At 67.5% G+C, this 19,818-nt stretch carries 17 protein-coding genes; 10 read left to right on the plus strand and 7 right to left on the minus strand.

From position 1 onward, the window contains the following. The first annotated feature begins 410 nt into the window (after window positions 1-410). Window positions 411-2,009, plus strand: coding sequence for a 3'-5' exonuclease family protein (locus RM96_RS08085; RefSeq protein WP_039009536.1), 1,599 nt, complete (start codon window positions 411-413; stop codon window positions 2,007-2,009). Window positions 2,010-2,243: 234 nt separating this feature from the next. Then, entirely contained in the window at window positions 2,244-2,576 is a 333-nt protein-coding gene (locus RM96_RS08090; RefSeq protein ID WP_338011403.1) for a hypothetical protein, read from the plus strand. A gap of 239 nt (window positions 2,577-2,815) precedes the next feature. Here RM96_RS08090 and RM96_RS08095 read toward each other — a convergent pair whose 3' ends face one another. Beyond that, window positions 2,816-3,781 carry a pyridoxamine 5'-phosphate oxidase family protein gene (locus RM96_RS08095; RefSeq protein ID WP_039009540.1) on the minus strand — a complete coding sequence of 322 codons (966 nt, stop codon included), beginning with the start codon at window positions 3,779-3,781 and terminating at the stop codon, window positions 2,816-2,818. Window positions 3,782-3,815: 34 nt separating this feature from the next. Continuing rightward, window positions 3,816-4,457, minus strand: a complete 642-nt coding sequence (locus RM96_RS08100; protein WP_039009542.1) for a glutathione S-transferase family protein — start codon at window positions 4,455-4,457, stop codon at window positions 3,816-3,818. Window positions 4,458-4,567: 110 nt separating this feature from the next. Between RM96_RS08100 and RM96_RS08105 the strand changes: the two genes are divergently transcribed. The 4 genes from RM96_RS08105 to RM96_RS08120 all read left to right on the plus strand — a co-directional run bounded on the left by RM96_RS08105 (window position 4,568) and on the right by RM96_RS08120 (window position 7,879). Continuing rightward, a complete protein-coding gene (locus RM96_RS08105; RefSeq protein ID WP_039009544.1) occupies window positions 4,568-5,458 on the plus strand; it encodes a LysR family transcriptional regulator in 891 nt (296 codons plus the stop codon). Continuing rightward, the gene (locus RM96_RS08110) at window positions 5,458-6,198 is read left to right on the plus strand and encodes a VIT1/CCC1 transporter family protein (protein WP_039009546.1); all 741 of its coding nucleotides are present in this window, start codon (window positions 5,458-5,460) and stop codon (window positions 6,196-6,198) included. Before RM96_RS08105 ends, RM96_RS08110 begins: the two co-directional genes overlap by 1 nt. Before the next feature lie 105 nt (window positions 6,199-6,303). Beyond that, on the plus strand, window positions 6,304-6,993 hold the full coding sequence (locus RM96_RS08115) for a TetR/AcrR family transcriptional regulator (protein ID WP_039009548.1): 690 nt from the start codon (window positions 6,304-6,306) through the stop codon (window positions 6,991-6,993). 211 nt (window positions 6,994-7,204) lie between these two features. After that, entirely contained in the window at window positions 7,205-7,879 is a 675-nt protein-coding gene (locus tag RM96_RS08120; protein ID WP_039009550.1) for a histidine phosphatase family protein, read from the plus strand. A 153-nt stretch (window positions 7,880-8,032) separates the two neighbouring features. Here the strand turns inward: RM96_RS08120 and RM96_RS08125 are convergent, their stop codons facing one another. From RM96_RS08125 to RM96_RS08135, 3 genes are all read right to left on the minus strand, one after another. After that, complete coding sequence (locus RM96_RS08125; protein WP_039009554.1) at window positions 8,033-9,211, minus strand: acetyl-CoA C-acetyltransferase; 1,179 nt, start codon at window positions 9,209-9,211, stop codon at window positions 8,033-8,035. 166 nt (window positions 9,212-9,377) lie between these two features. After that, a complete protein-coding gene (locus RM96_RS08130; protein ID WP_039009556.1) occupies window positions 9,378-9,821 on the minus strand; it encodes a PaaI family thioesterase in 444 nt (147 codons plus the stop codon). Between the two features lie 5 nt (window positions 9,822-9,826). Next, window positions 9,827-10,945: an NAD(P)H-dependent flavin oxidoreductase gene (locus tag RM96_RS08135; protein ID WP_274520158.1), complete on the minus strand. Its 1,119-nt coding sequence runs from the start codon at window positions 10,943-10,945 to the stop codon at window positions 9,827-9,829. A gap of 65 nt (window positions 10,946-11,010) precedes the next feature. On the opposite strand from RM96_RS08135, the gene RM96_RS08140 reads away from it, so the two are divergent. Together RM96_RS08140 and RM96_RS08145 are read left to right on the plus strand one after the other, a co-directional pair. Further along, window positions 11,011-11,886 (plus strand): crotonase/enoyl-CoA hydratase family protein, encoded by an 876-nt coding sequence (locus tag RM96_RS08140; protein WP_039009560.1) that lies wholly within the window; start codon window positions 11,011-11,013, stop codon window positions 11,884-11,886. A gap of 43 nt (window positions 11,887-11,929) precedes the next feature. Continuing rightward, on the plus strand, window positions 11,930-12,601 hold the full coding sequence (locus RM96_RS08145) for a nitroreductase (RefSeq protein WP_039009562.1): 672 nt from the start codon (window positions 11,930-11,932) through the stop codon (window positions 12,599-12,601). A 21-nt stretch (window positions 12,602-12,622) separates the two neighbouring features. On the opposite strand, the gene RM96_RS08150 is transcribed toward RM96_RS08145, so the two are convergent. Then, window positions 12,623-15,400 carry a LuxR C-terminal-related transcriptional regulator gene (locus tag RM96_RS08150; RefSeq protein WP_039009564.1) on the minus strand — a complete coding sequence of 926 codons (2,778 nt, stop codon included), beginning with the start codon at window positions 15,398-15,400 and terminating at the stop codon, window positions 12,623-12,625. A gap of 165 nt (window positions 15,401-15,565) precedes the next feature. Further along, window positions 15,566-17,110 (minus strand): AMP-binding protein, encoded by a 1,545-nt coding sequence (locus RM96_RS08155; RefSeq protein ID WP_039009566.1) that lies wholly within the window; start codon window positions 17,108-17,110, stop codon window positions 15,566-15,568. Window positions 17,111-17,342: 232 nt separating this feature from the next. Here RM96_RS08155 and RM96_RS08160 point away from each other — a divergent pair, with 232 nt between their 5' ends. Next, window positions 17,343-18,488 carry an acyl-CoA dehydrogenase family protein gene (locus tag RM96_RS08160; RefSeq protein ID WP_039009569.1) on the plus strand — a complete coding sequence of 382 codons (1,146 nt, stop codon included), beginning with the start codon at window positions 17,343-17,345 and terminating at the stop codon, window positions 18,486-18,488. Between the two features lie 49 nt (window positions 18,489-18,537). After that, complete coding sequence (locus RM96_RS08165) at window positions 18,538-19,773, plus strand: acyl-CoA dehydrogenase family protein (RefSeq protein WP_039009570.1); 1,236 nt, start codon at window positions 18,538-18,540, stop codon at window positions 19,771-19,773. The last annotated feature ends 45 nt before the right edge of the window (window positions 19,774-19,818 follow it).

Genomic DNA, 19,818 nt, shown 5'->3' on the forward strand with positions numbered 1-19,818 from the left:
GAGCACTGATAACTTTTGAAGCTTCCGAAGTCCGAAGACCTCGGGCATCCGCTACCAAGCGCCCACACTTATCGGTTGTTTGGTTGTTAAAGAACTCGCCCGTTCGTTACCGTTCGGACCCGCACCGGCTTTGCCGTCTGCGTCGCTGCGTTGTTGTCTGCAGCAGAGAAACGAGATTATGCAGAGCTTTCTTCGTTTCGTCAACTGGTTCAGCAATCTTTTTTTGCTGCGTCAGCGTCGCGCTTTGCACGTCGCCAACCTCACCGGCCGACCCCGCAACCCTTGCCAGTGCTGCCTTGCAGCGCCGCGTTGTGTTGCGAGGGGGCGAATATTAAGGGACGAACGCCGGGCTGGCAAGAGGTTTCTGAAAAGAAATTTTGACGCCTCGGACAGCGCCTTAAAATCGGCGGATGTCGGACATACCCACCTACCTCCCCTCGCGACTGCCCGTCAGCGGTACGCGCCATCTGGACGCCCAGGCGCTGGCCGCTGCGCTGTCACGCCCCATCGTCTTTGTCGACCTCGAAACCACCGGCGCCGATGCGCAGCGCGACCGCATCACGGAGATCGGCGTCGTGGAGGTTGGGCCCGACGGCATCGTGGAGTGGGACACGCTGCTGGACCCCGGCATCGGCATTCCACCCTTCATTCAGCGCCTGACAGGTATTTCCGATGACATGGTGCGCGGCCAGCCGAAATTCGCATCGATTGCCGAAGCGCTTGAAGAACGCCTGCAAGGCAAACTCTTCATCGCCCACAACGCACGATTCGACTATGGCTTCCTGAAAAACGAATTCCGCCGTGCCGGCCTGACCTTTCGCGCGGATGTGCTCTGCACGGTACGGCTGTCCCGGGCGCTATTCCCATCGGTGGAGCGGCACGGGCTGGACGCGCTGATTTCCCGCTTCAGCCTCCAACCCAAGGCACGCCATCGCGCCCTGGCCGACGCCGAGCTGCTCTGGCAGTTCTGGCAGCAGGTCCACGCACGCTATTCCGTCGACCTGGTGGAAGCCGCGGTCCAGTCTCTGGTCAAGCGCGCCAGCCTCCCTGCCGGACTGGAAGAGACCGCGCTGGATGACGTCCCCAATACCGCCGGCGTCTACCTGTTCTACGGTGACCAGGACGTGCCGCTCTACATTGGCAAGAGCGTGCATCTGCGCCAGCGGATCGGCTCCCACTTTTCGGGCGACTACCGGCTAGGCAAGGACATGCGGCTGGCTCGCCTGGTCAGGCGTGTGGAGTGGCGGGAGACCGGCGGTGAGATCGGCGCCTTGTTGCTGGAAGCCCGGCTAATCAAGACGATGCAGCCCGTTCACAACCAGATGCTGCGCCAGAACGCCCGCCTATTCTCGTGGGAGTTGCCCGATGGCTTGCCGGTGCCACGGCTGCGCTCGGACCGCGACACCGACTTCAGCCGCCACCACGGCCTGTATGGCGTATTCGGCAGCCGCGCCGCCGCCGAGGCCCGGCTGCGCCAGCTTGCCGATGCGCATCAGCTCTGCCTGGCAACGCTGTCATTGGAGAAGACCACCTCGCGCGGTCACCCCTGCTTCGCCCGGCAACTGCATCGCTGCGCAGGCGCATGCGTCGGCGAGGAAGCCCAGGGCAGCCATCGCGGCCGCATCGCCGAGGCGATGACTGAGCTGGCGCTGGTACCGTGGCCATTCGATGGCGCGGTGGCCTGGCGCGAACAGGACGGTTCACGCGAGTGGTGGCACGTGGTCGAAGACTGGTGCTACCTCGGCTCGGTGCCGCAGCTGGAGGAAGCCGCCGACGTGCTCCGGGCCCCGGCACGCTTTGACCTGGATACCTACCAGATCCTGGCGCCGCGCCTGTCGCACTGGGCACCGGGCGCGGTGCCGCTGCAGGCGGTGCGCATATTCGAGCTGTCGGCCCAGCAAGCACTGGAGTCCGGCCCGACTTCTGCCCCGACACTCGCACCAGCCAAGCCTCACCGCCGCGTACAAACTCCGTCGGGGCCGCAAAGCCTGAGCCTGTTCGGGGAGTAGGCGCTCCTGGGCCAGACCGCTCATGCATTCTGTGTCTCACCGCGCATAGCAGCCTTGCTCGCTGCAGCAGCGCTCCGCTAGTCTGCACAGACGGGCCCATGCGCCCATCGCAGTTGCGGAGTCGCCATGTCGGCCTTTTCATCCCGCCTTGTCTTCCGAGTTTCCCGAGCCAGTCTGACCGCTTCCGTTGCCATGGCACTGACGGGCGCCTGCTCTGGCATGGAAGCGAACGCCATGGAGACGTTGTTCGATTCATGGAAGGCAGCGCCGATCGAGCAGGCCAAGGAGCAATGGGGTCCGCCGCTGAAGGTGCAGGCCGTAGCCGGCGGCACGGCCTACGTATGGCAAGACGAAATCCCGATGGCCCGCCCGCCCGGCACCGGGCCACGTGACGTACGTCCCGGCGCCGAGCCGCCACCCGCCTTTGGCCACTGCCAGCGCAAGCTGATCGCCGGCCCCGACGGCAAGGTGATCGGCGGAGAATGGCAGGGCGACGCCTGCTGTATCACAACACGAATCGGCAAATGCGCCGCGCTGATCAACAAGCTCAGGCCCAAGGCTGGCTGACGGCCGCACCGCCAGCCCTGGCCCTCGCAGATCAACCGCTCAGTCGATCCTGGCCCGAGGCGGGCGAGCCCCAGCAGCGATTGTTCAGGGAATGCCGCCGGGACCGGGGCTCGTTGTTCGACTCGTGCATATTCTTGTCTCTCCTTGTCAGCCTGCCCGTCCCCCCCGCAACGGCGACGCTCCGGCGCACGGCAACCGACAAAGACGAGAAGACACAAGCCGGCCAACCCGCAAACCGATCAGCTCGCTTGCTTCCAGCTGCCGGTAGCCTCCAGCACCGGCGAGTATTCCCGGAACGTCCAGCGCAGCGGCAGCACGCCCGGCCGGCGCACGACCTGCTCGACATGAAGCCGCACCAGCCGCTCGGCGCCGGCAAAGGACTCGACTTCCGGGCCATCCCAGATCACCTCGGCCCGGCCGCCGACATGCAGCAGCGATCCATCACCGAAGTCCGGCACGACGATACCGGCGCGCGGATTGGCCACCAGGTTGCCGACGGTATTGAAGAGGTTGTTGCCGTTGAAGTCCGGGAATGTCAACGTCCGCTCGCCGTCGACGCGAATGAAGCCGGGCCTGCCGCCGCGATGCGAAACGTCGGCGCCGCCGGTGTGGGCATCCGCATCGTGATAGGAGGCAATAAACAAGGTATCTGTGCCACGGAGTAGCGCGATCGCAGCTTGATCAAGCGCCTCGCCTCGCCAGGCAGGCAGCGGCGTCGCTGGCGGCGCGACCAGGCTGAAGTCCCGTAGCTGGATGTAGCGCGGGCAATTGCCAAAGCTCTGCTCGACGGCCACCGACAGTCCGGCCTCGTCGGACGCGCTCACGATGCCGTTCATGCGGTTGCGGCGGCGGGTATGCAGTTCGATCCCGAGCAGGCCCACGCTTGCGCCAGCGCCAAGCGCATCGGCCAGCGGATCTCCGGGCTGCGGTCGCGCATCGATGCGCAGGTGCGTGGGATCGGGGGATCGGGCGAAGCCTGGCGAACCGGCCAGCACCGTGGCCCAGGGCGTGCCGGCAGCATCTACCGCCCCCAGCAACAGGAACGGCAGCTGGGCAAAGAACTCGCGGTGCTGGTCAGGCATCTCCCCGCGGATCACCCGTCCGCCGACCGCTGCCATGCGCTCGCGCTTGCCGGCGCGTTCCTGCGCCGCCAGTTCGCCAGCGTGAAAGGGAAGCCCGGGATGCGGCCAGATGGGGAGATCCATGATGCGCTCCTTGTGGATTGACGTGCCTCAGCTGTCAGGCGGCAAGGCCGACCCGCGATACCGGCATCGGCACAAAACCGGGCAGCGCCTCGATCCGGCGCAGCCATGCATTCAGCGCGGGATACGGCGCAAGCGGTACATTGCCCTCCTCGGCACGCGCGATGTAGCTGTAGGCCGCCACATCGGCCAGCGTGGGGTGGCCGCCGGTCAGGAATGGCTGCGCCTGCAGCAGCAGGTCAATGAGCGCGAACAGGCGGCTGGCTCGCGCAATCGCGTCGTCGGCGTGCACCGGCGCGCCGAAGAGCGTCGCCAGCCGCGCTGTGGCAGGGCCGAATGCGATCTCCCCTGCCGCCACCGACAGCCAGCGCTGCACGCCGGCTGCTGCCACCGGATCGCGCGGCAGCCAGCGGCCGTCGTCGTAGCACATGGCGAGGTAGACCAGGATGGCATTGGAATCCGCGATCACGGTGCCGGCGTCATCGAGCACCGGCACCTGGCCGAATGGATTGAGCTTCAGGAAAGGCTCGCGCTTGTGTTCGCCGCCGCGCAGGTCGACATCGACCAGCCGGTATGGCAGGCCGAGCAGCGACAGGAACAATTCGGCGCGGTGCGCATGGCCGGACAGCGGCGAGCGGTACAGCACGAGCGGGGTCGACGGGCGATTCGGGACTGGCATGGCAGGCTCCTGGGCCGGTTGGGATACCCGCATTCTGGTTGCCGGCAACCTTGCAATAAAGAGGCAATTCCGTATTTGACTACTCCAGAAATCGGAGTAATGATCGCCCCATGGACAAACTCCGCGCCATGCAGACCTTCGTACGCATCGTCGATGACGGCAGCCTGACCGCGGCGGCCGCGTCGATGGGCACGTCGCTGCCAGCCGTGGTGCGTATGCTGGCCGCGCTGGAAGCCCAGTTGCAGGTCCGGCTGCTCAACCGCACCACGCGCCGGCTCTCGCTGACCGACGAAGGCCGCAGCTACCTGGACAGCTGCCGGCGGATACTTGCCACCATCGACGAAGCGGAAGCCGGGCTGACGGCCAGCCATGTCGAGCCCAGCGGCCAGCTGACGCTCACCGCACCCGTGCTGTTCGGCCAGATGTACGTGGCTCCCGCGGTCACCCGCTTTGCGCAGCGCTATCCGAAGGTCCGTTGCCGCATGGAATTTACCGATCGCGTGGTCAACCTGCTGGAAGAAGACCTCGACGTCGGCATCCGCATCGGCCCGCTGGCCGATTCGACGCTGGTGGCGCAATCGGTCGGCCGCATTCGCCGCGTGGTGGTGGCCAGCCCCGCGTTCCTGCGCAAGTACGGGATGCCGCGCCATCCGGACGAACTGGCGCGCGCCAGCTGCGTGCAGTTCACCGGCAGCGCCGCGCACTGGTGGACGTTCCAGCAAGACGGCCGCACCTTCCATGTGCCGGTCACGGGCAACCTGGAATTCAACCAGACCGCCCCTGCGGTAGCCGCGTGCGCCGAAGGCGCGGGCTTCGGCAATTTCCTGTCGTACCAGGTGGCGCCGCTGGTTGCCAGCCGCCAGCTGCGCATCGTCCTGGAGAAGTTCGAGCAACCCGCGTGGCCGCTTTCGCTGATCTACCCCCACGCGCGCCTGCTGCCAGCGCGCACCCGAGCCTTCATCGAATGGATGAAGGAAGACCTCAGCCCCCGCTTCCGCTGATGCCCCATACCGACGGACCGCCTCCAAAGACATTCGCCGCGCGCGTGCGCCGGCTGATTCATCGTCCCACCGGCAACGCGCTGCGCGCGGGCGTGCTGGGTGTCAACGACGGCCTGGTGTCGAGCTTCTGCCTGGTGATGGGGCTGGAGGGCGCCGCGGCAACGCAGGCAGCGGTTGTGCTCGCCGGGCTTGCCGGCCTGATCGCGGGCGCCAGTTCGATGGCGCTGGGCGAATGGCTCTCGGTGACCAACAGCCGCGAGATGAACAACAAGCGCCTGCGCGACATGGCGCACGAAATCGCCAACTCGCCCGAGACAGCGCGAAAACGCCTGGTCGGCGTGATCCTCGCCAAAGGCGTAGACGCGCCCAGCGCCGAGCGCGCCGCCAGCGAGATCATGCGCCACCCGAAGTCCGCCCTCGATACCTTCGCGCGCGATGTTCTCGGCATCAATCCACAGGAGCGCGGCGGCAACCCGCTGCAAGCCGCCGTGATCTCTTTCGTGCTGTTCAGCAGCGGCGCGCTTGTGCCCTTGCTGCCCTTCCTGCTGGGCGTAGGGCCGCTGGCCCAGTTTGCCAGCATGATTGCCTGCCTGGCCGCCCTGGGCCTGGTCGGCTTGGGAACAGCGTCCTTCAATGGCCGCGGCGGATGGTTTTCCGCGGCCCGCCAGATGTTTATCGGTGGCATTGCCGCGGCGTTCACCTACGGGATGGGCGCGCTGTTCGGGGTTTCGATCAGCTAGGCGCGCAGCTTGCCGGCCTGTTGGAAATATAAATCGCCCCTTGACGTACCGCAGTGAGGGCCGTATTTTTAAAAAGCGAATCCGAATTCGAATACGAAAATAAATATGCGAGACAGTCACACGAGCGCCTCCGGCGCCACCCCGGCGTTCCCTCACATCGACACCCCTTCGATCTTTCAACCTCCCCGGCAACGCCGCGCCCGCGAAACCGAGCAGGCATTACTCAGCGCCGGACGCGATTTGCTCGCACAGCGCGACTTTTCCGCCGTATCCGTCGCGCAGATTGCGGCGGCCTGCCAGGTGTCCGTGGGCGCCTTCTATGGCCGTTTCCGCGACAAGATGGCCTACTTCGAGGCCCTGCGCGCCCTGGTCATGGAGGAGACCGCCGAATCCACCGAGCGCTACCTGTCCCGGCAGCGCTGGGAAGACATTCCGACCCGGGTCATGCTGGAAAAGACCATGCGCTTCATGGTGCGGGGCGTGCTCGCCAATCGTGGTGTGATCCGGGCCTCGCTCAAGCATGCGTCGGCACGCCCGGAGGAATGGCTGCCGCACCGCCAGAGCGGCGAGGAGATCGTCGAGCGCATGGTGTTGCTGCTGGTGCCGCGCCTCGCGCTGCCGGCCGACCAGGCCGAACTGCGCGTGCGCTTTGCCATGCAGGTCGTGTTCAGCATGCTGGTCAATGCGGTGCTCAACGACACGGGCCCTCTGCACCTCGACGACGAAAGGCTGCCCGGAGAAATGAGCGAAATGGTTGCCGGCTATCTCGGGCTCGAGGCTTCCAGCGGCGCATAAGCGCACAGCCGCGGCACCAACATCGCATCCACGGGCACCGCGCACCGGCCCGGTCATGCGGCCCGGCCATGGCCGCTATGAATTCGGCGCGGCTTGCTTGGTCAGGCCCGCGCACTCCCCTAGAATGCGATCACGCCGCGCGCCCGGCCCGTCCGGGCGCGCATCCGGTCTGCCGACCTTCCTACGCGATGCCCGCGCATCGAGATCATCCATGGCTACGCTATTCCTCGTCCGGCACGGGCAAGCCTCGTTCGGCGCCGCCAACTACGACTGCCTGTCCGACACCGGCCGCCAGCAGGCGCGCTGGCTGGGCGAATACTTCAGGGATCGCGGCGTTGCCTTCCGCCGCGTCGTGGCAGGCACGCTGGAGCGCCAGCAGGATACTGCCAGCGAGATCCTGGCAGGCATGGGCTGCCCGCAAGCTCCGATCGAGTCGCACCCCGGCCTCAACGAATATGACGGCGAGGCCCTGTACCGGTGCCACACCGGCGGCGCGGATCATCGTGCCCACCAGAACGGCGACTACCAGGATTACTGGCGCACATTCCGCGCGGCCTACCACGCCTGGACGCAGGAAGGCCTCACCGGCATGCCGGAATCGTGGGCAGACTTCGGCGCACGCATCGGCACGGCCCTGGCGCATGCCGCTGAAGGCGCCGCGCGCGAGGACGCCATCCTGGTGGTCAGCTCCGGCGGGGCAATCGGCCGGGCCACGGCCGACCTGCTGGGAGCACCCGCGCAGACTGCCATCGAACTGAACCTCCAGTTCCGCAATACCGGCTTCTGTGAAATTATCGTCGGACGGAGCACGCGGCGGCTGTTGAGCTTCAACAACGTGCCGCATCTGGAGCGCCCGGAGCGCCGCAGCGCACTCACGTTCGCCTGAATGAAATTCGCCTGAGAACGCGCAGAGAAAGCACGCCGGCGACGGAGCTTCCGGCGATTGGCGCGGGCACTTTGACATGCCCGCGCCGCCGGTCCTTCTCCCTTCACACCTTGCTGACCGGTTCGCCTTGCGGCCTTACCAGTCCGTCCTGCCCTACAGCCGCTCGACGATGGTGACGTTGGCCAGCCCGCCGCCCTCGCACATGGTCTGCAGGCCGTAGCGCTTGCCATGCGTGTGCAGCGCGTGCACGAGCGTGGTCATCAGCTTGGCGCCCGAGCCACCCAGCGGATGGCCCAGTGCAATCGCGCCGCCGTGCACGTTCAGGCGTTCCGGGTCCGCGCCGGTGGCCTTCAGCCAGGCCAGCGGCACCGGTGCGAACGCCTCGTTGACTTCGAACAGGTCGATGTCGTTGATGCGCATGCCGGCCTTCTTCAGCGCGTGCAGCGTCGCCGGCAGCGGCGCTTCGAGCATGATCACCGGGTCGTGGCCGATCACGGTCATGTGGTGGACACGCGCCAGCGGCTTCACGCCCAGCTTCTTCAGGCCGGTCTCGTTGACAACCATCAGGCCGGCCGCGCCGTCGCAGATCTGGCTGGCGGTGGCAGCGGTCACGCGCCCGCCTTCGGCGATCAGCTTGACGCTGCCGATCGATTCCAGCGTCGCGTCGTAACGAATGCCTTCGTCGGTGGTGTGCATCTCGCCGTTGCGGGTGCCGTCGGCCAGGCGCACCTCGACCGGCACGATTTCTCTGTTGAAGCGGCCAGCCTGTGTTGCGGCGATGGCGCGCTGGTGGCTCAGCAGCGCGTACTGGTCCAGCTGCTCGCGCGACAGGTCATAGTTGCGCGCAATCATTTCCGCGCCGGTGAACTGGCTGAACTTCACGCCCGGATAGCGCAGTTCCATGGCGGGGCTCATCGGCACGCCAAAGCCGTTCTTGGCCGGCAGTTGCGACGACAGGCCCATCGGCACGCGCGTCATGCTTTCCACGCCGGCAGCGATGACAATGTCCATCGCGCCCGACATCACCGCCTGCGCCGCGAAGTGCAGCGCCTGCTGCGACGAGCCGCACTGGCGGTCAACCGACGTGCCCGGCACGCTTTCCGGCAGGCGCGACGCCAGGATGGCATTGCGCGCCACGTTGCCCGCCTGCTCGCCCACCTGGCTCACGCAGCCCATGATGACGTCTTCGACTAGCGCGGGATCGGCACCGGTGCGTTCGATCAGCGCGTCCAGCACCTGCGCGGCCAGGTCGGCCGGATACCAGCCCGCCAGCTTGCCACCCTTGCGTCCGCCGGCGGTGCGCGCCGCGGCTACGATGTATGCCTCTGCCATGTGATCTCCTTGATCGGTGCCAGCGCATCAGGCCGGCATGCTGCGTTGTCGGTGCGCCGGTTGTCGGGCCGGCGGCAATGCTGCGTATTCTGGCGATGCCACCTCCAGGGCGCGTCGTCGGAAGCGACGAAACCGGCGCTGCCCCGGCGTATCGATGCAGTCTTCGCTACGTGCGCGGCGCCAGCACGGCAAAGATCGCCGTGGCGCGCAGCAGGCAGCGCTCGCCGCTGACCAGCTTGCACGTGCCATAGCGCAGCCGCGAGCCGAGCTTGTCGAACTCCACCCGTGCCTCCACCCAGTCGCCCGGCCGCGCCGAATCCAGGTAGTCCAGGCTCAGGTTGACCGTGACCGCGCTCTTCGAGCGGCCCGTTTCCAGAGACATCATCATGCCGATCGCGGTATCGGCAAGCGTGGCAAGCATGCCGCCGTGGGGAATGCCGAGGTTGTTCAGGTGGCTTTCGTCGATGCGAACCGCAAGCGTGCGGCGCTCCGCGTGCAGGTAGAGCTGCCCGAAGTTCGCCATGTAGCCGCCGAGCTTGCGCAAGGCGACAAAACCCTCGGGCACGCCGGCATCCGGGGCAGTCACAGTCGGGATCTCGGCTTCGGCCATGGGGCTTACGCGAAGTAGCGGGAAGCCACGCCAAGCTGCTCGCGGCACTCCGAGACCATGCGCACGATCAGCTCCTCGCAGCTCGGCACGTCGTCGATCAGGCCAACGCACTGACCCGCGCTGATGATGCCGCCGTTGGTTTCACCTGCCTTCAGCGCCGCCTTGCCGCGCACGCCGGCCACCAGGTGCTTGACGTCCTCGAACTTCGCGCCGCCCGGCTGGCGCTCGATCGTGACCACCTCGTCCGACACGGCGTTCTTCAGCACGCGCGCCGTGTTGTGCAGCGTGCGGAAGATCAGGTTGGTGTCGCGCTCGCTCGCTTCCACCAGCGCCTGCTTGACGTTGTCATGGATTGGCGCTTCGCGCGTGGCGCAGAAGCGGGTGCCCATGTTGACGCCCTCGGCGCCCAGCACCAGCGCCGCAGCCATGCCGCGGCCATCGGCAATGCCGCCCGAAGCGATCACCGGAATCGACAGCCGGCGCGCTGCCAGCGGAATCAGGACCATGCCCGGCACGTCGTCCTCGCCCGGGTGGCCGGCGCACTCGAAGCCGTCGATCGATACCGCATCCACGCCCAGGCGCTCCGCCGACAGCGCATGACGGATTGCCACGCACTTGTGGATCACCTTCATGCCCGCGGCCTTGGCGCGCGCGATGTGTTCCCTGGGGTTGTTGCCCGCGGTTTCGAGCACCTTGACGCCGCTCTCGATGATGACGTCGAGGTAGCGCGCATACGGCGGCGGATTGATCGACGGCAGCAGCGTCAGGTTCACGCCAAACGGCTTGTCGGTCATCTCCTGGCAGCGGCGGATCTCCGCGGCCAGATCCTCCGGGGTAGGCTGGGTCAGCGCGGTCAGGATGCCCAGGCCGCCCGCGTTCGAAACCGCGGCCGCCATTTCAGCGTAGCCTACCCATTGCATGCCGCCCTGGATGATCGGGTAGCGAATGCCAAGCAACTCGGTGATGCGTGTCTTCATGATTGTCCTTTGCTGAAAGCACTCATTTCGAAAGACGGAAGGCTGGCTTCCGCGTTTTGAAATGAGCGCCGGTGCGGCCACGCAGGCGAGTGTAAAGGGCGAGGCAGCCACAAGCCTCGTCGGTTTCGACGATTGCGGGCGGCGCATTCTGCACTAGTGTCCTGAGCTAGTGCCCTGAATCCCCCCGCACAGACGGACCAGCCGGAGCAGCCATGACCCAAGCCACCCCCTCTTTCGAAACGCTGCAGTACGCCGTAGAAGCCGGCGTCGCCACCATCACGCTGCATCGCCCCGACCAGCTCAATGCCTTCAACGCGCAGATGATGCAAGACCTGATCGCGGCCTTCGATGCCACCGACGCCGACGACAACGTGCGCGCAGTCATCGTCACCGGCTCGGGCCGCGCATTCTGCGCGGGTGCCGACCTGTCCGGCGGCGGTTCCACCTTCGACTACGAGAAGCGCTACGGCGCCGCGCCCGACACGGCCCATCGCGATGGCGGCGGCCGTGTGTCGCTGCGCATCTTCCGCAGCCTCAAGCCGGTCATTGCGGCGGTCAATGGCGCTGCAGTCGGCGTTGGCGTCACCATGCAGCTGCCGATGGACATCCGGCTCGCCTCCACCGATGCCAAATTCGGCTTCGTGTTCGCCCGCCGCGGCATCACGCCGGAAGCGGCATCGTCCTGGTTCCTGTCGCGCGTGGTCGGCATCTCGACCGCGCTCGAGTGGTGCTACACCGGCCGCGTGTTCTCCGCACACGAAGCGCTGGAGCGCGGCCTGGTGCGATCCGTGCACGCGCCGGAGGACCTGCTGCCGGCAGCGCGCGCCATTGCACGCGAGATTGCCGACAACGCCGCGCCGGTATCGGTGGCGATCTCGCGCCAGCTGATCTGGCGCATGGCCGGCGCCAGCCATCCGATGGAAGCCCACAAGCTGGACAGCCGCGCGATCCAGTCGCGCGGGCGCTCCGCGGACGTCAAGGAAGGCGTCGGCGCGTTCCTCGAAAAGCGGCCGGCAGCGTTCCCCGAACGCGTGTCGCAGGACATGCCCGATTTCTTCGACTGGGGCAGCGAGCCGCCCTTCGTCTGACCGAAAGCGAGCCGACAGCCCCAACGATCCAGCGGAGCCCAGAATGAAAGTCAGTGAGGCGGTGGACAGCCGCAAATCGGTGCGCGGCTTCCTGCCCGCACCGGTCGCCCCCGACACCATCCGCCGCGTGCTCGACGCGGCGGCGCGCGCGCCCTCGGGCGGCAACCTGCAGCCGTGGCATATCCATGTGATCGGCGGCGAGCCGCTGCAGCAGCTCAAGGGCATCATGCGCGAGCGCGTCGCGCAGGCGCCTGGCGGCGAGGCGCGCGAGTACGACATCTACCCGCGCGAGCTGGTATCGCCCTATCGCGACCGGCGCTTCCAGGTTGGCGAGGCGCTTTATCAGTGCCTGGATATCCCACGCGATAACAAACCCGCCCGGCTCGCCCAGTTCGCCAACAATTTCACGTTCTTCGGGGCGCCGCTGGCGCTGTTCTGCACCGTGGACCGGCGCATGGGGCCGCCGCAATGGTCGGACCTCGGCATGTACCTGCAGACGGTGATGCTGCTTCTGCGCGAGGAAGGGCTGCACAGTTGCGCACAGGAATGCTGGGCGATCTACCCCGAAACCATCGGCAACTTCCTGTCGCTGCCACCGGAGCGGATGCTGTTTACCGGCATGGCGATCGGCTATGAAGACCCCGAAGCGCCGGCCAACCAGCTGCGCGCGATCCGGGCGCAGCTGGAAGAGTTTGCCGAGTTCATCGGCATCTGACCCGCCAGGCTTCCGGTACGCCTAAAGCAGGCCGATCTGACGCGCGATCGCGACCGCCTGCGTGCGGTTGCTCGCGTGCAGCTTGGCGCTGATATTGCGCAAATGCGTGCGCACCGTGGTCTCGGAGACGAACAGCCGCTCGGCCATGGCCACGTTGGAATAGCCTTCGGCAAGCAGTTGCAGGACCTTCAGCTCCTTGGGCGTCAGCGGCTCGACCAGCGCTGCCGGCGCGGGCTTGCCTGCCGGAGCGGCAGTTGAGCCGCCCGCGCTGACGCCGCACGCTTCCAGCAGCCGTTCGACATAGGGGCCGGGCAGGCTGCCTCCCTGGCGCGCGCATGCATCGGCCACCAGCCGGCGAACTTCGTCGCCCTCGTCGGCAAAAATGCGGATAAAGCCTTCGGCCGCGCCAAAGCGCAGGGCTTCGCCCATGACCACCAACGCCTGTGCGCCGTCCCCGGTGCGCTGGCATGCCTGCGCCAGCAGGATGCGCAACTTGAGTGCGCGCCGCATCAGCTGGTTGGCTGTCGCGGCCGCCAGTTCGCGTTCGACTGACTCCCGCACCTGCGCCGTTGGCTCGGCATGCAGGGCCAGGCGCAGCCGTCCGACGGTGATGTCCTCCACTTCGCTGGCAAACGAGCTCACGCCGGGGCGCGTCTTCCACAGTGCCGGATCGCTGGCGCGCTGGATGGCCTCCTCGGCGGCATGGCGATTGCCCTGGCGCAGGGCCAGCCGGGCACGCTCCAGCATCGCGGACATGACCAGCCGCGTCAGGCCGCGATAGTGGCCGAGGTGTTCCAGCGCCGCCAGCCATTCGTGGGCCTGGTCCACCTCGCCCCGCTCGAAGGCAATGCGCGCCAGCACGACGTGGCCGGTGATGATCTGGTCGGGCAGGCCAAGATCGCGCGACAGCGGCAGGTAGACGTTCAGCAGCCGGCCGGCGCGATCGGTGTCGCCGCTCTCATACAGGCCTTCCGCCAGCAGGATGCCGGCCATGGCATTGCCGTTGGTGGGGCCAAAGCGGTTGGGCAGCATGGTGCGCGCCGCGATGCGGAACCGCCCCAGCGCCTGCTGCAGGCGCCCCTGGCGCAGGTCGATCAGCCCCTCGACCGACTCCGAGAAGATCTTGTTGAAATTGCTGTCCGAGCCACGCACCGCCTGCCGCGCCACGGCCAGCAGCCGGCGGGCTTCCGGATAGTCGCCGCTGACCGCCGCGAGCCGCGCCATCGAGGTGGCCAGGATGGCATCGGGAAAGGCATAGCCCATCGGCAGCGGCGGCAGCTCGGTGCAGGCGAACACGCGGGCGTCGTCGAACCGGTCCATCATGTTCAGCAGCATGTGCCGCAGCGCACGGATATGCGCGAGCAGGTCGCCCGCAGCGTTGTCGGTCGGAATGGCCTGCAGCAGCGCGATCGCATCAGCCGGGCCGCGCGTGAACGACACCGCCCACACGTGCGCGATCTGCAGCTTCGGCCAGCGTGCCATCTCCTCGGCGGGCACCGCCTCCAGCCAGCGCGTCAGCAGGCGCATGCGCCCCTGCGCGAGCAGGTCGTCCACCGAGCCGGCCAGCAGTTGCAGCGCATGCTCAAGTCCGCCTGCGGCCAGCGCGTGTTCAATGGCCGGCACCGGGCGGCCCTGTGCTTCGTACCAGCGCGAAGCCGCCAGGTGCAGGCCCGGCACCGCCTCCGGCATGGCCTGCAGCAACTGCCCGCGCAGGAAGCTGGAAAACAGGCTGTGATAGCGATACCACTGCTCCGGCTCCGCGCCGGTGCCGCGCTCCCCGTAGCGCTCGCCTTCCAGCGGCAGCAGGAACAGGTTGGCGCGTTCCAGCCAGGCCAGGATCTCCGCGCTGCCGCGCTCGCCCGGCTCTCCGGCTTTCGTGTCGGGCTGGCATACCGCATCGCACAGCGGCCCGCACAGCTGGTCGAGAATGGATGTACGCAGCAGGAAATCGCGCACGGGCCCGGGCAGGTGCAGGAACACGTCTTCGACGAGATAGTCGGCAATCGCGGCGTTGGAGCCCGAGAATCCCGCGATAAAGACTTCCGGCTGCGTGCGCCGCTCTAGCGCGACGGACGCCAGCCACAGGGCCGTGGCCCATCCCTCGGTGCGCCGGTGCAAGGCGCTGATGGCGGCGGGCTGCAGCGTCAGGCCGCGCGCCTGCCGCAGGAAGGCTTCAGTCTCGCCGGCGCTGAAGCGCAGTTGCGCCGGTTCGATCTCCAGCAGTTCTCCGCGTGCGCGCAGGCGGCCAAGGCCGCTCTCCGGCACCCAGCGCGTGCCGAGCACCACCCGGGAGCCGGGCGGCAGGCTTTCCACCAGTTGCCAGACCAGCCCGGCCACGGCGGGATTCTGGATCGCTTCGAAATCGTCGAGGAAAAGCGCGAATGGCGCGGTATGCCGGGCGACCTGATCGATCAGGGCCAGCGCCTGCTCGCCCGGATCCTGCGCGCCCGAGCCGTCGGCGCTGCGGCCGTCATTGCCGAGGACTTGCGAGATAGCGGCTTCGAGCGAGCCGAGGAAGCGCGTGGCATCGTTGTCAGCGCGATCCAGCGTCAGCCAGGCAGTGGCGACGCCGGCGGCGTCGAGGCGGGCCCGGCATTGCAGCATGGCGGTGGTCTTGCCGAAGCCTGCCGGCGCCCGCACCAGCACGAGCCGGACGAAGCCCGCTCCGCACACGGCGTCGCAAATGGCCTGCCGCTGCACCTGGAACGGCGTCAGCAGCGGCGGCCGCAGCTTCGCCGCCAGGGCGGCTGCGCCCGTGCCCGGCACCGTGCGCCGGCCTGTCTCCTCGATACTTGCCATTGGCCTGTTCTGTGTTGCGCGCATCACGCCGGGCCGCGCCCGTCTGCATGCGGCCGCGCGCCCGTGCCTCTGATTGAACGGGGAATTATGGCGTAAACGCAGGGAAGCGGCCCGGCGGCCGCTCGCGAAGGTGTGCCGCTCTGCGGGTGCGGCACCCATCCGCCATTACACCAGCTTGCTGGCGTGCCCGGTCCAGTAGCGGTCGCGCAGGAGCCGCTTGAGCAGCTTGCCGGTCGGCAGCCGCGGCAGTTCGGGCTCGAAGTCCACCGAACGCGGGCACTTGATGCCCGACAGGCCCGCGCGGCAGAACGCGAGCAGTTCCTCGGCCAGCTCCGGACCGGCGTCCGCCATGTTCATCGGCTGCACCACCGCCTTGACCTCTTCGCCGAAGTCTTCGTTGGGCACGCCGATCACAGCGACGTCCATGACCTTGGGATGCGTCATCAGCAGGTTCTCGGCCTCCTGCGGGTAGATGTTCACGCCACCCGAGATGATCATGTTGGCCTTGCGGTCGGTCAGGAACAGGTAGCCCTCGTCGTCCACGTAGCCGACATCGCCAATCGTGGTCCAGTCCGGATGGACCGGGTGGCGCGATTCGGCGGTCCTGGCCTCGTCGTTGTGATAGGCGAACGACCGCCCTTCCGCAAAATAGATGGTGCCGGGCTGGCCGGGCGGCAGCAGCTCGCCGCCGGCATCGCAGATGCGCAGCTTGCCGACCATGGCGCGGCCCACGGTACCGGGGCGCTGCAGCCATTCCCCGGCGCTGACGACAGTCACGCCATTGCCTTCGGTGCCCGCGTAGTACTCCCAGATCACCGGGCCCCACCATTCGATCATCTGCGCCTTGACCGGCACCGGACAGGGCGCGGCGGCGTGGATGGCGACCCGCAGCGACGATACGTCATGGCCGAGGCGCTGCGCTTCGGGCAGCTTGAGCAGGCGCGAGAACATGGTCGGCACCACCTGCGTGTGCGTGATGCGGTGCGCCTCCACCAGTTGCAGGAACTGCCCGGCGTCGAAGTGCTCCATCACCACCGACGTGCCGCCCAGCGCCTGCACGGTCATGTTGTAGCGCAGCGGCGCCGCGTGGTACAGCGGCGCCGGCGAAAGATATCGCGTGTCCGGGCCGAAGCCATAGAGCTTCTGGCACAGCGATGTCAGCGTGGTGGGATCGTCAATGCGCGGGCTCGCCGGCGGCGCGAACACCCCCTTCGGCCGGCCGGTCGTGCCCGAGGAATACAGCATGTCGCCGCCGGTGATTTCGTCCTCGATGCGCCAGCCGGGATATTCGGCCAGCATCCGCTCATAGCAGCCATGGCCCGGAATCGCGCCATCCATCATCAGGCGGGCCTTGAGCCCTGGCGTCTGGTCGGCCAGTGCCGCCGCGACCTCGGCCTGTGCATGCGTGGTCACCAGCAACTGCGCCCCGCTGTCGTTGACGATGTAGGCGGCGTCCGCCACGTTGAGCCGCGTGCTCAGGCAGATATAGACGATACCGCTGCGCTGGGCGCCCCAGCAAAGCTCGAACAGCCGCGCATGGTTCTCCACCAGGAACGCCACCCGGTCGCCCGCCCGCAGCCCATGGTCGCGGAACATGCGTGCCACCTGGTTGGATCGCTCGTCCAGCTCGCGATACGTGATGACGGCGCCGCTGCCCATGATGACCGCCGGCTTGTCCGGCGTGCGCTGCGCGTGGATATGCGGATGCATGGCGTTGATCTCCTCGAGGGTGGTCACTGCACGAACAGGCCATTCTGGATAGCTGTGCACGTTCAGGCTATCGTCGGAACCGACGAAGCGCCCTCGCCCGGCTTTGCCGCAGTACAAGAAACCGCGTGTCCCTGCCGATCGTCTGATGCGACGATGCGCGAGCCGCCGCTTTGCCCCGAAGATGGACTTCTCCCTTCATTGCGCCAACCCAACCCCTTCCCGAGGAGCCAAGGTGGATTTCCAGTTCAGCGAAGAACAATCGATGCTGCGCGACACCCTCGCGCGTTACCTGGCCGACCACTATGATTTCGAAGCGCGCCGCGCTGCCGCGAGCTCGGCAGAGGGCTGGCGTCCGGCGTGCTGGCGTGCCTTTGCCAGCGAGCTGGGCATCCTGGGCGCCGGCTTTCCCGAGCAGCTGGGCGGCCTGGGCGGCGGCGCGCCCGAGCACATGATCGTGATGGAGCAGTTCGGGCGGCACCTGGTCCTGGAGCCCTACCTGTCGACCGTGGTGCTGGGCGGGGGCGCCTTGCTGCATGGCAACAAGGATCTTGCGGCGCAATGGGTACCGGCCATTATCGGCGGCGAGGTCATCGCCGGCTGGGCGCACGCCGAGCCCGAGAGCCGGTACTGCCGCCACGCGGTACGGACCAGCGCCGCGCGCGGCGGCAGCGATTACATACTGAGCGGCCACAAGACCGTGGTGGTCGGCGCGCCCTTCTCTACCCATCTGGTCGTCAGCGCGCGCACGTCTGGCGAACCGCGCGACACCGGCGGCATCAGCCTGTTCTGGATTCCGCGCGACGCCGCCGGCGTGACCGTGCGCGAGTACCCGACCATCGACGGCGCACGCGCCGGCGAAGTGCTTCTCGACAACGTGCGCGTGCCCGCCAGCCAGATGCTCGGCGCGGAAGGCCAGGCGCTGCCGCTGATCGATCGTCTGTGCGATGCAGCCATGACCGCACTGTGCGCCGAGGCGAATGGCGCCATGGCGCGCATGCTCGCCGACACCATCGACTACGCGCGCCAGCGCAAGCAGTTCGGTGTGGCGATCGGCACCTTCCAGGTGCTGCAGCACCGCATGGCCGACATGTACATGCAGATCGAACAGTCGGTGGCGCTGACCCAGGTCGCCGCCATGCAGGCGGGCGCAGCGCCGCGCGAGCGCGCGCTCGCGGCAGCCGCCGCCAAGGCGCAGGCGGGCCACGCCGGCAAGTTCGTCGGGCAGGCCGCCGTGCAGATCCATGGCGGCATGGGCGTGACCGAAGAACTGGCCGTGGGCCACTACTTCAAGCGCGTGACGGCCATCGACCTGCAGCTGGGCTCGGCGGAGCACCAACTGCGCCGCTACGCCGACCTGCTCTATCCGGTGGCGGCCTGATGCAGCCACACGCCCCCATCATCCAAGCACCTGCCAACGAGGCCAGCCGATGAATCTCGAATTTTCCGCGCAAGACCTGCAGTTCCGCGACGAAGTGCGCGCCTGGATCGCCGAGGCGTTCGATGCCGACCTGCGCGCCATGATGGCGCAGTCCAAGAACGGTTACCTCGACAAGGCCGGCATGGTGCGCTGGCAGAAGAAGCTCCATGCACGCGGCTGGATCGCGCCCAACTGGCCGAAGGAGTACGGCGGTCCCGGCTGGACGCCGGCGCAACGCTACCTGTTCCAGGCCGAGATCGCCGCGGCCGGCTGCCCGCCGGTCTCGCCGATGGGCCTGAAGATGGTGGCGCCCGTCATCATGAAATACGGCACGCCGGAACAGAAGGCGCGCTTCCTGCCGCCCATCCTCAGCTCGGATGTGTGGTGGTGCCAGGGCTATTCCGAGCCCAACTCCGGCTCCGACCTGGCCTCGCTGCAACTGCGCGCCGACCACGGCACCGACCGCGAGGGCGAACACTACCTGCTCAACGGCTCGAAGATCTGGACCACCCATGCGCAGTGGGCCGACTGGATGTTCTGCTTGGTGCGCACCAGCCGCGAATCGCGCCGCCAGGAAGGCATCTCGTTCCTGCTGGTGGACATGCGCACGCCGGGGATCACGGTGGCGCCGCTGCCGACGCTCGACGGCCCGATGCCCGGCCAGCAGGAAGTCAACCAGGTGTTCTTCGACAATGTGCGCGTGCCGGTGGCAAACCGCATCGGCGAGGAGAACAAGGGCTGGACCTATGCCAAGTACCTGCTCGAGTTCGAGCGCGGCGGCAGCTACGGCCCGACGCTGCAGAAGCAGCTGGAGAAGGTGGCGGCCATCGCCGCCGACCAGGCCAGCGACAACGGCGGGCGCCTGCTGGACCATCCGGTGTTCCGGCAGAAGCTGGCCGCGCTGCATCTCAAGGCTGCCGGGCTCGAAGCGGTCGAGCTGAAGCTATTCTCGGGCGTGGAGTCAGGCACGTCGGTCGGCGCGGCGTCGAGCATGCTCAAGCTGGTCGGCACGGAAACCCTGCAGGCGATCAGCGAGCTTGCAGTCGATGCCGCCGGTCCTGCTGCGCTGCCGTTCGTGCAGGATTCATGGGCGGAAGTCCAGGGCCGCGAAGCGCCGCCGCGCGTGGGGCCCGGCTATGCCGGCCCGCTGGCGCCGCGTTACTTCAACTATCGGAAAGCCTCGATCTACGGAGGCTCGAACGAGATTCAGCGGAACATCATTGCCAAGCTGATTCTCGGGCTCTGACGCCCGGGCCGGGCCTGCCGTACATCGGTCCAGGCCTGGCAACTA

This window comes from Cupriavidus sp. IDO (assembly GCF_000812465.1).
Classification (GTDB): Bacteria; Pseudomonadota; Gammaproteobacteria; order Burkholderiales; family Burkholderiaceae; genus Cupriavidus.

What these genes read in the sequence shown, in the direction of transcription:
- RM96_RS08085 (WP_039009536.1), top strand. Translation starts at nt 411, where the DNA reads ATGTCGGACATACCCACCTACCTCCCCTCGCGACTGCCCGTCAGCGGT.
- RM96_RS08090 (WP_338011403.1), top strand. Translation starts at nt 2,244, where the DNA reads ATGGAGACGTTGTTCGATTCATGGAAGGCAGCGCCGATCGAGCAGGCC.
- RM96_RS08095 (WP_039009540.1), bottom strand. Translation starts at nt 3,781, where the DNA reads ATGGATCTCCCCATCTGGCCGCATCCCGGGCTTCCCTTTCACGCTGGC.
- RM96_RS08100 (WP_039009542.1), bottom strand. Translation starts at nt 4,457, where the DNA reads ATGCCAGTCCCGAATCGCCCGTCGACCCCGCTCGTGCTGTACCGCTCG.
- RM96_RS08105 (WP_039009544.1), top strand. Translation starts at nt 4,568, where the DNA reads ATGGACAAACTCCGCGCCATGCAGACCTTCGTACGCATCGTCGATGAC.
- RM96_RS08110 (WP_039009546.1), top strand. Translation starts at nt 5,458, where the DNA reads ATGCCCCATACCGACGGACCGCCTCCAAAGACATTCGCCGCGCGCGTG.
- RM96_RS08115 (WP_039009548.1), top strand. Translation starts at nt 6,304, where the DNA reads ATGCGAGACAGTCACACGAGCGCCTCCGGCGCCACCCCGGCGTTCCCT.
- RM96_RS08120 (WP_039009550.1), top strand. Translation starts at nt 7,205, where the DNA reads ATGGCTACGCTATTCCTCGTCCGGCACGGGCAAGCCTCGTTCGGCGCC.
- RM96_RS08125 (WP_039009554.1), bottom strand. Translation starts at nt 9,211, where the DNA reads ATGGCAGAGGCATACATCGTAGCCGCGGCGCGCACCGCCGGCGGACGC.
- RM96_RS08130 (WP_039009556.1), bottom strand. Translation starts at nt 9,821, where the DNA reads ATGGCCGAAGCCGAGATCCCGACTGTGACTGCCCCGGATGCCGGCGTG.
- RM96_RS08135 (WP_274520158.1), bottom strand. Translation starts at nt 10,945, where the DNA reads ATGCGCCGCCCGCAATCGTCGAAACCGACGAGGCTTGTGGCTGCCTCG.
- RM96_RS08140 (WP_039009560.1), top strand. Translation starts at nt 11,011, where the DNA reads ATGACCCAAGCCACCCCCTCTTTCGAAACGCTGCAGTACGCCGTAGAA.
- RM96_RS08145 (WP_039009562.1), top strand. Translation starts at nt 11,930, where the DNA reads ATGAAAGTCAGTGAGGCGGTGGACAGCCGCAAATCGGTGCGCGGCTTC.
- RM96_RS08150 (WP_039009564.1), bottom strand. Translation starts at nt 15,400, where the DNA reads ATGGCAAGTATCGAGGAGACAGGCCGGCGCACGGTGCCGGGCACGGGC.
- RM96_RS08155 (WP_039009566.1), bottom strand. Translation starts at nt 17,110, where the DNA reads ATGCATCCGCATATCCACGCGCAGCGCACGCCGGACAAGCCGGCGGTC.
- RM96_RS08165 (WP_039009570.1), top strand. Translation starts at nt 18,538, where the DNA reads ATGAATCTCGAATTTTCCGCGCAAGACCTGCAGTTCCGCGACGAAGTG.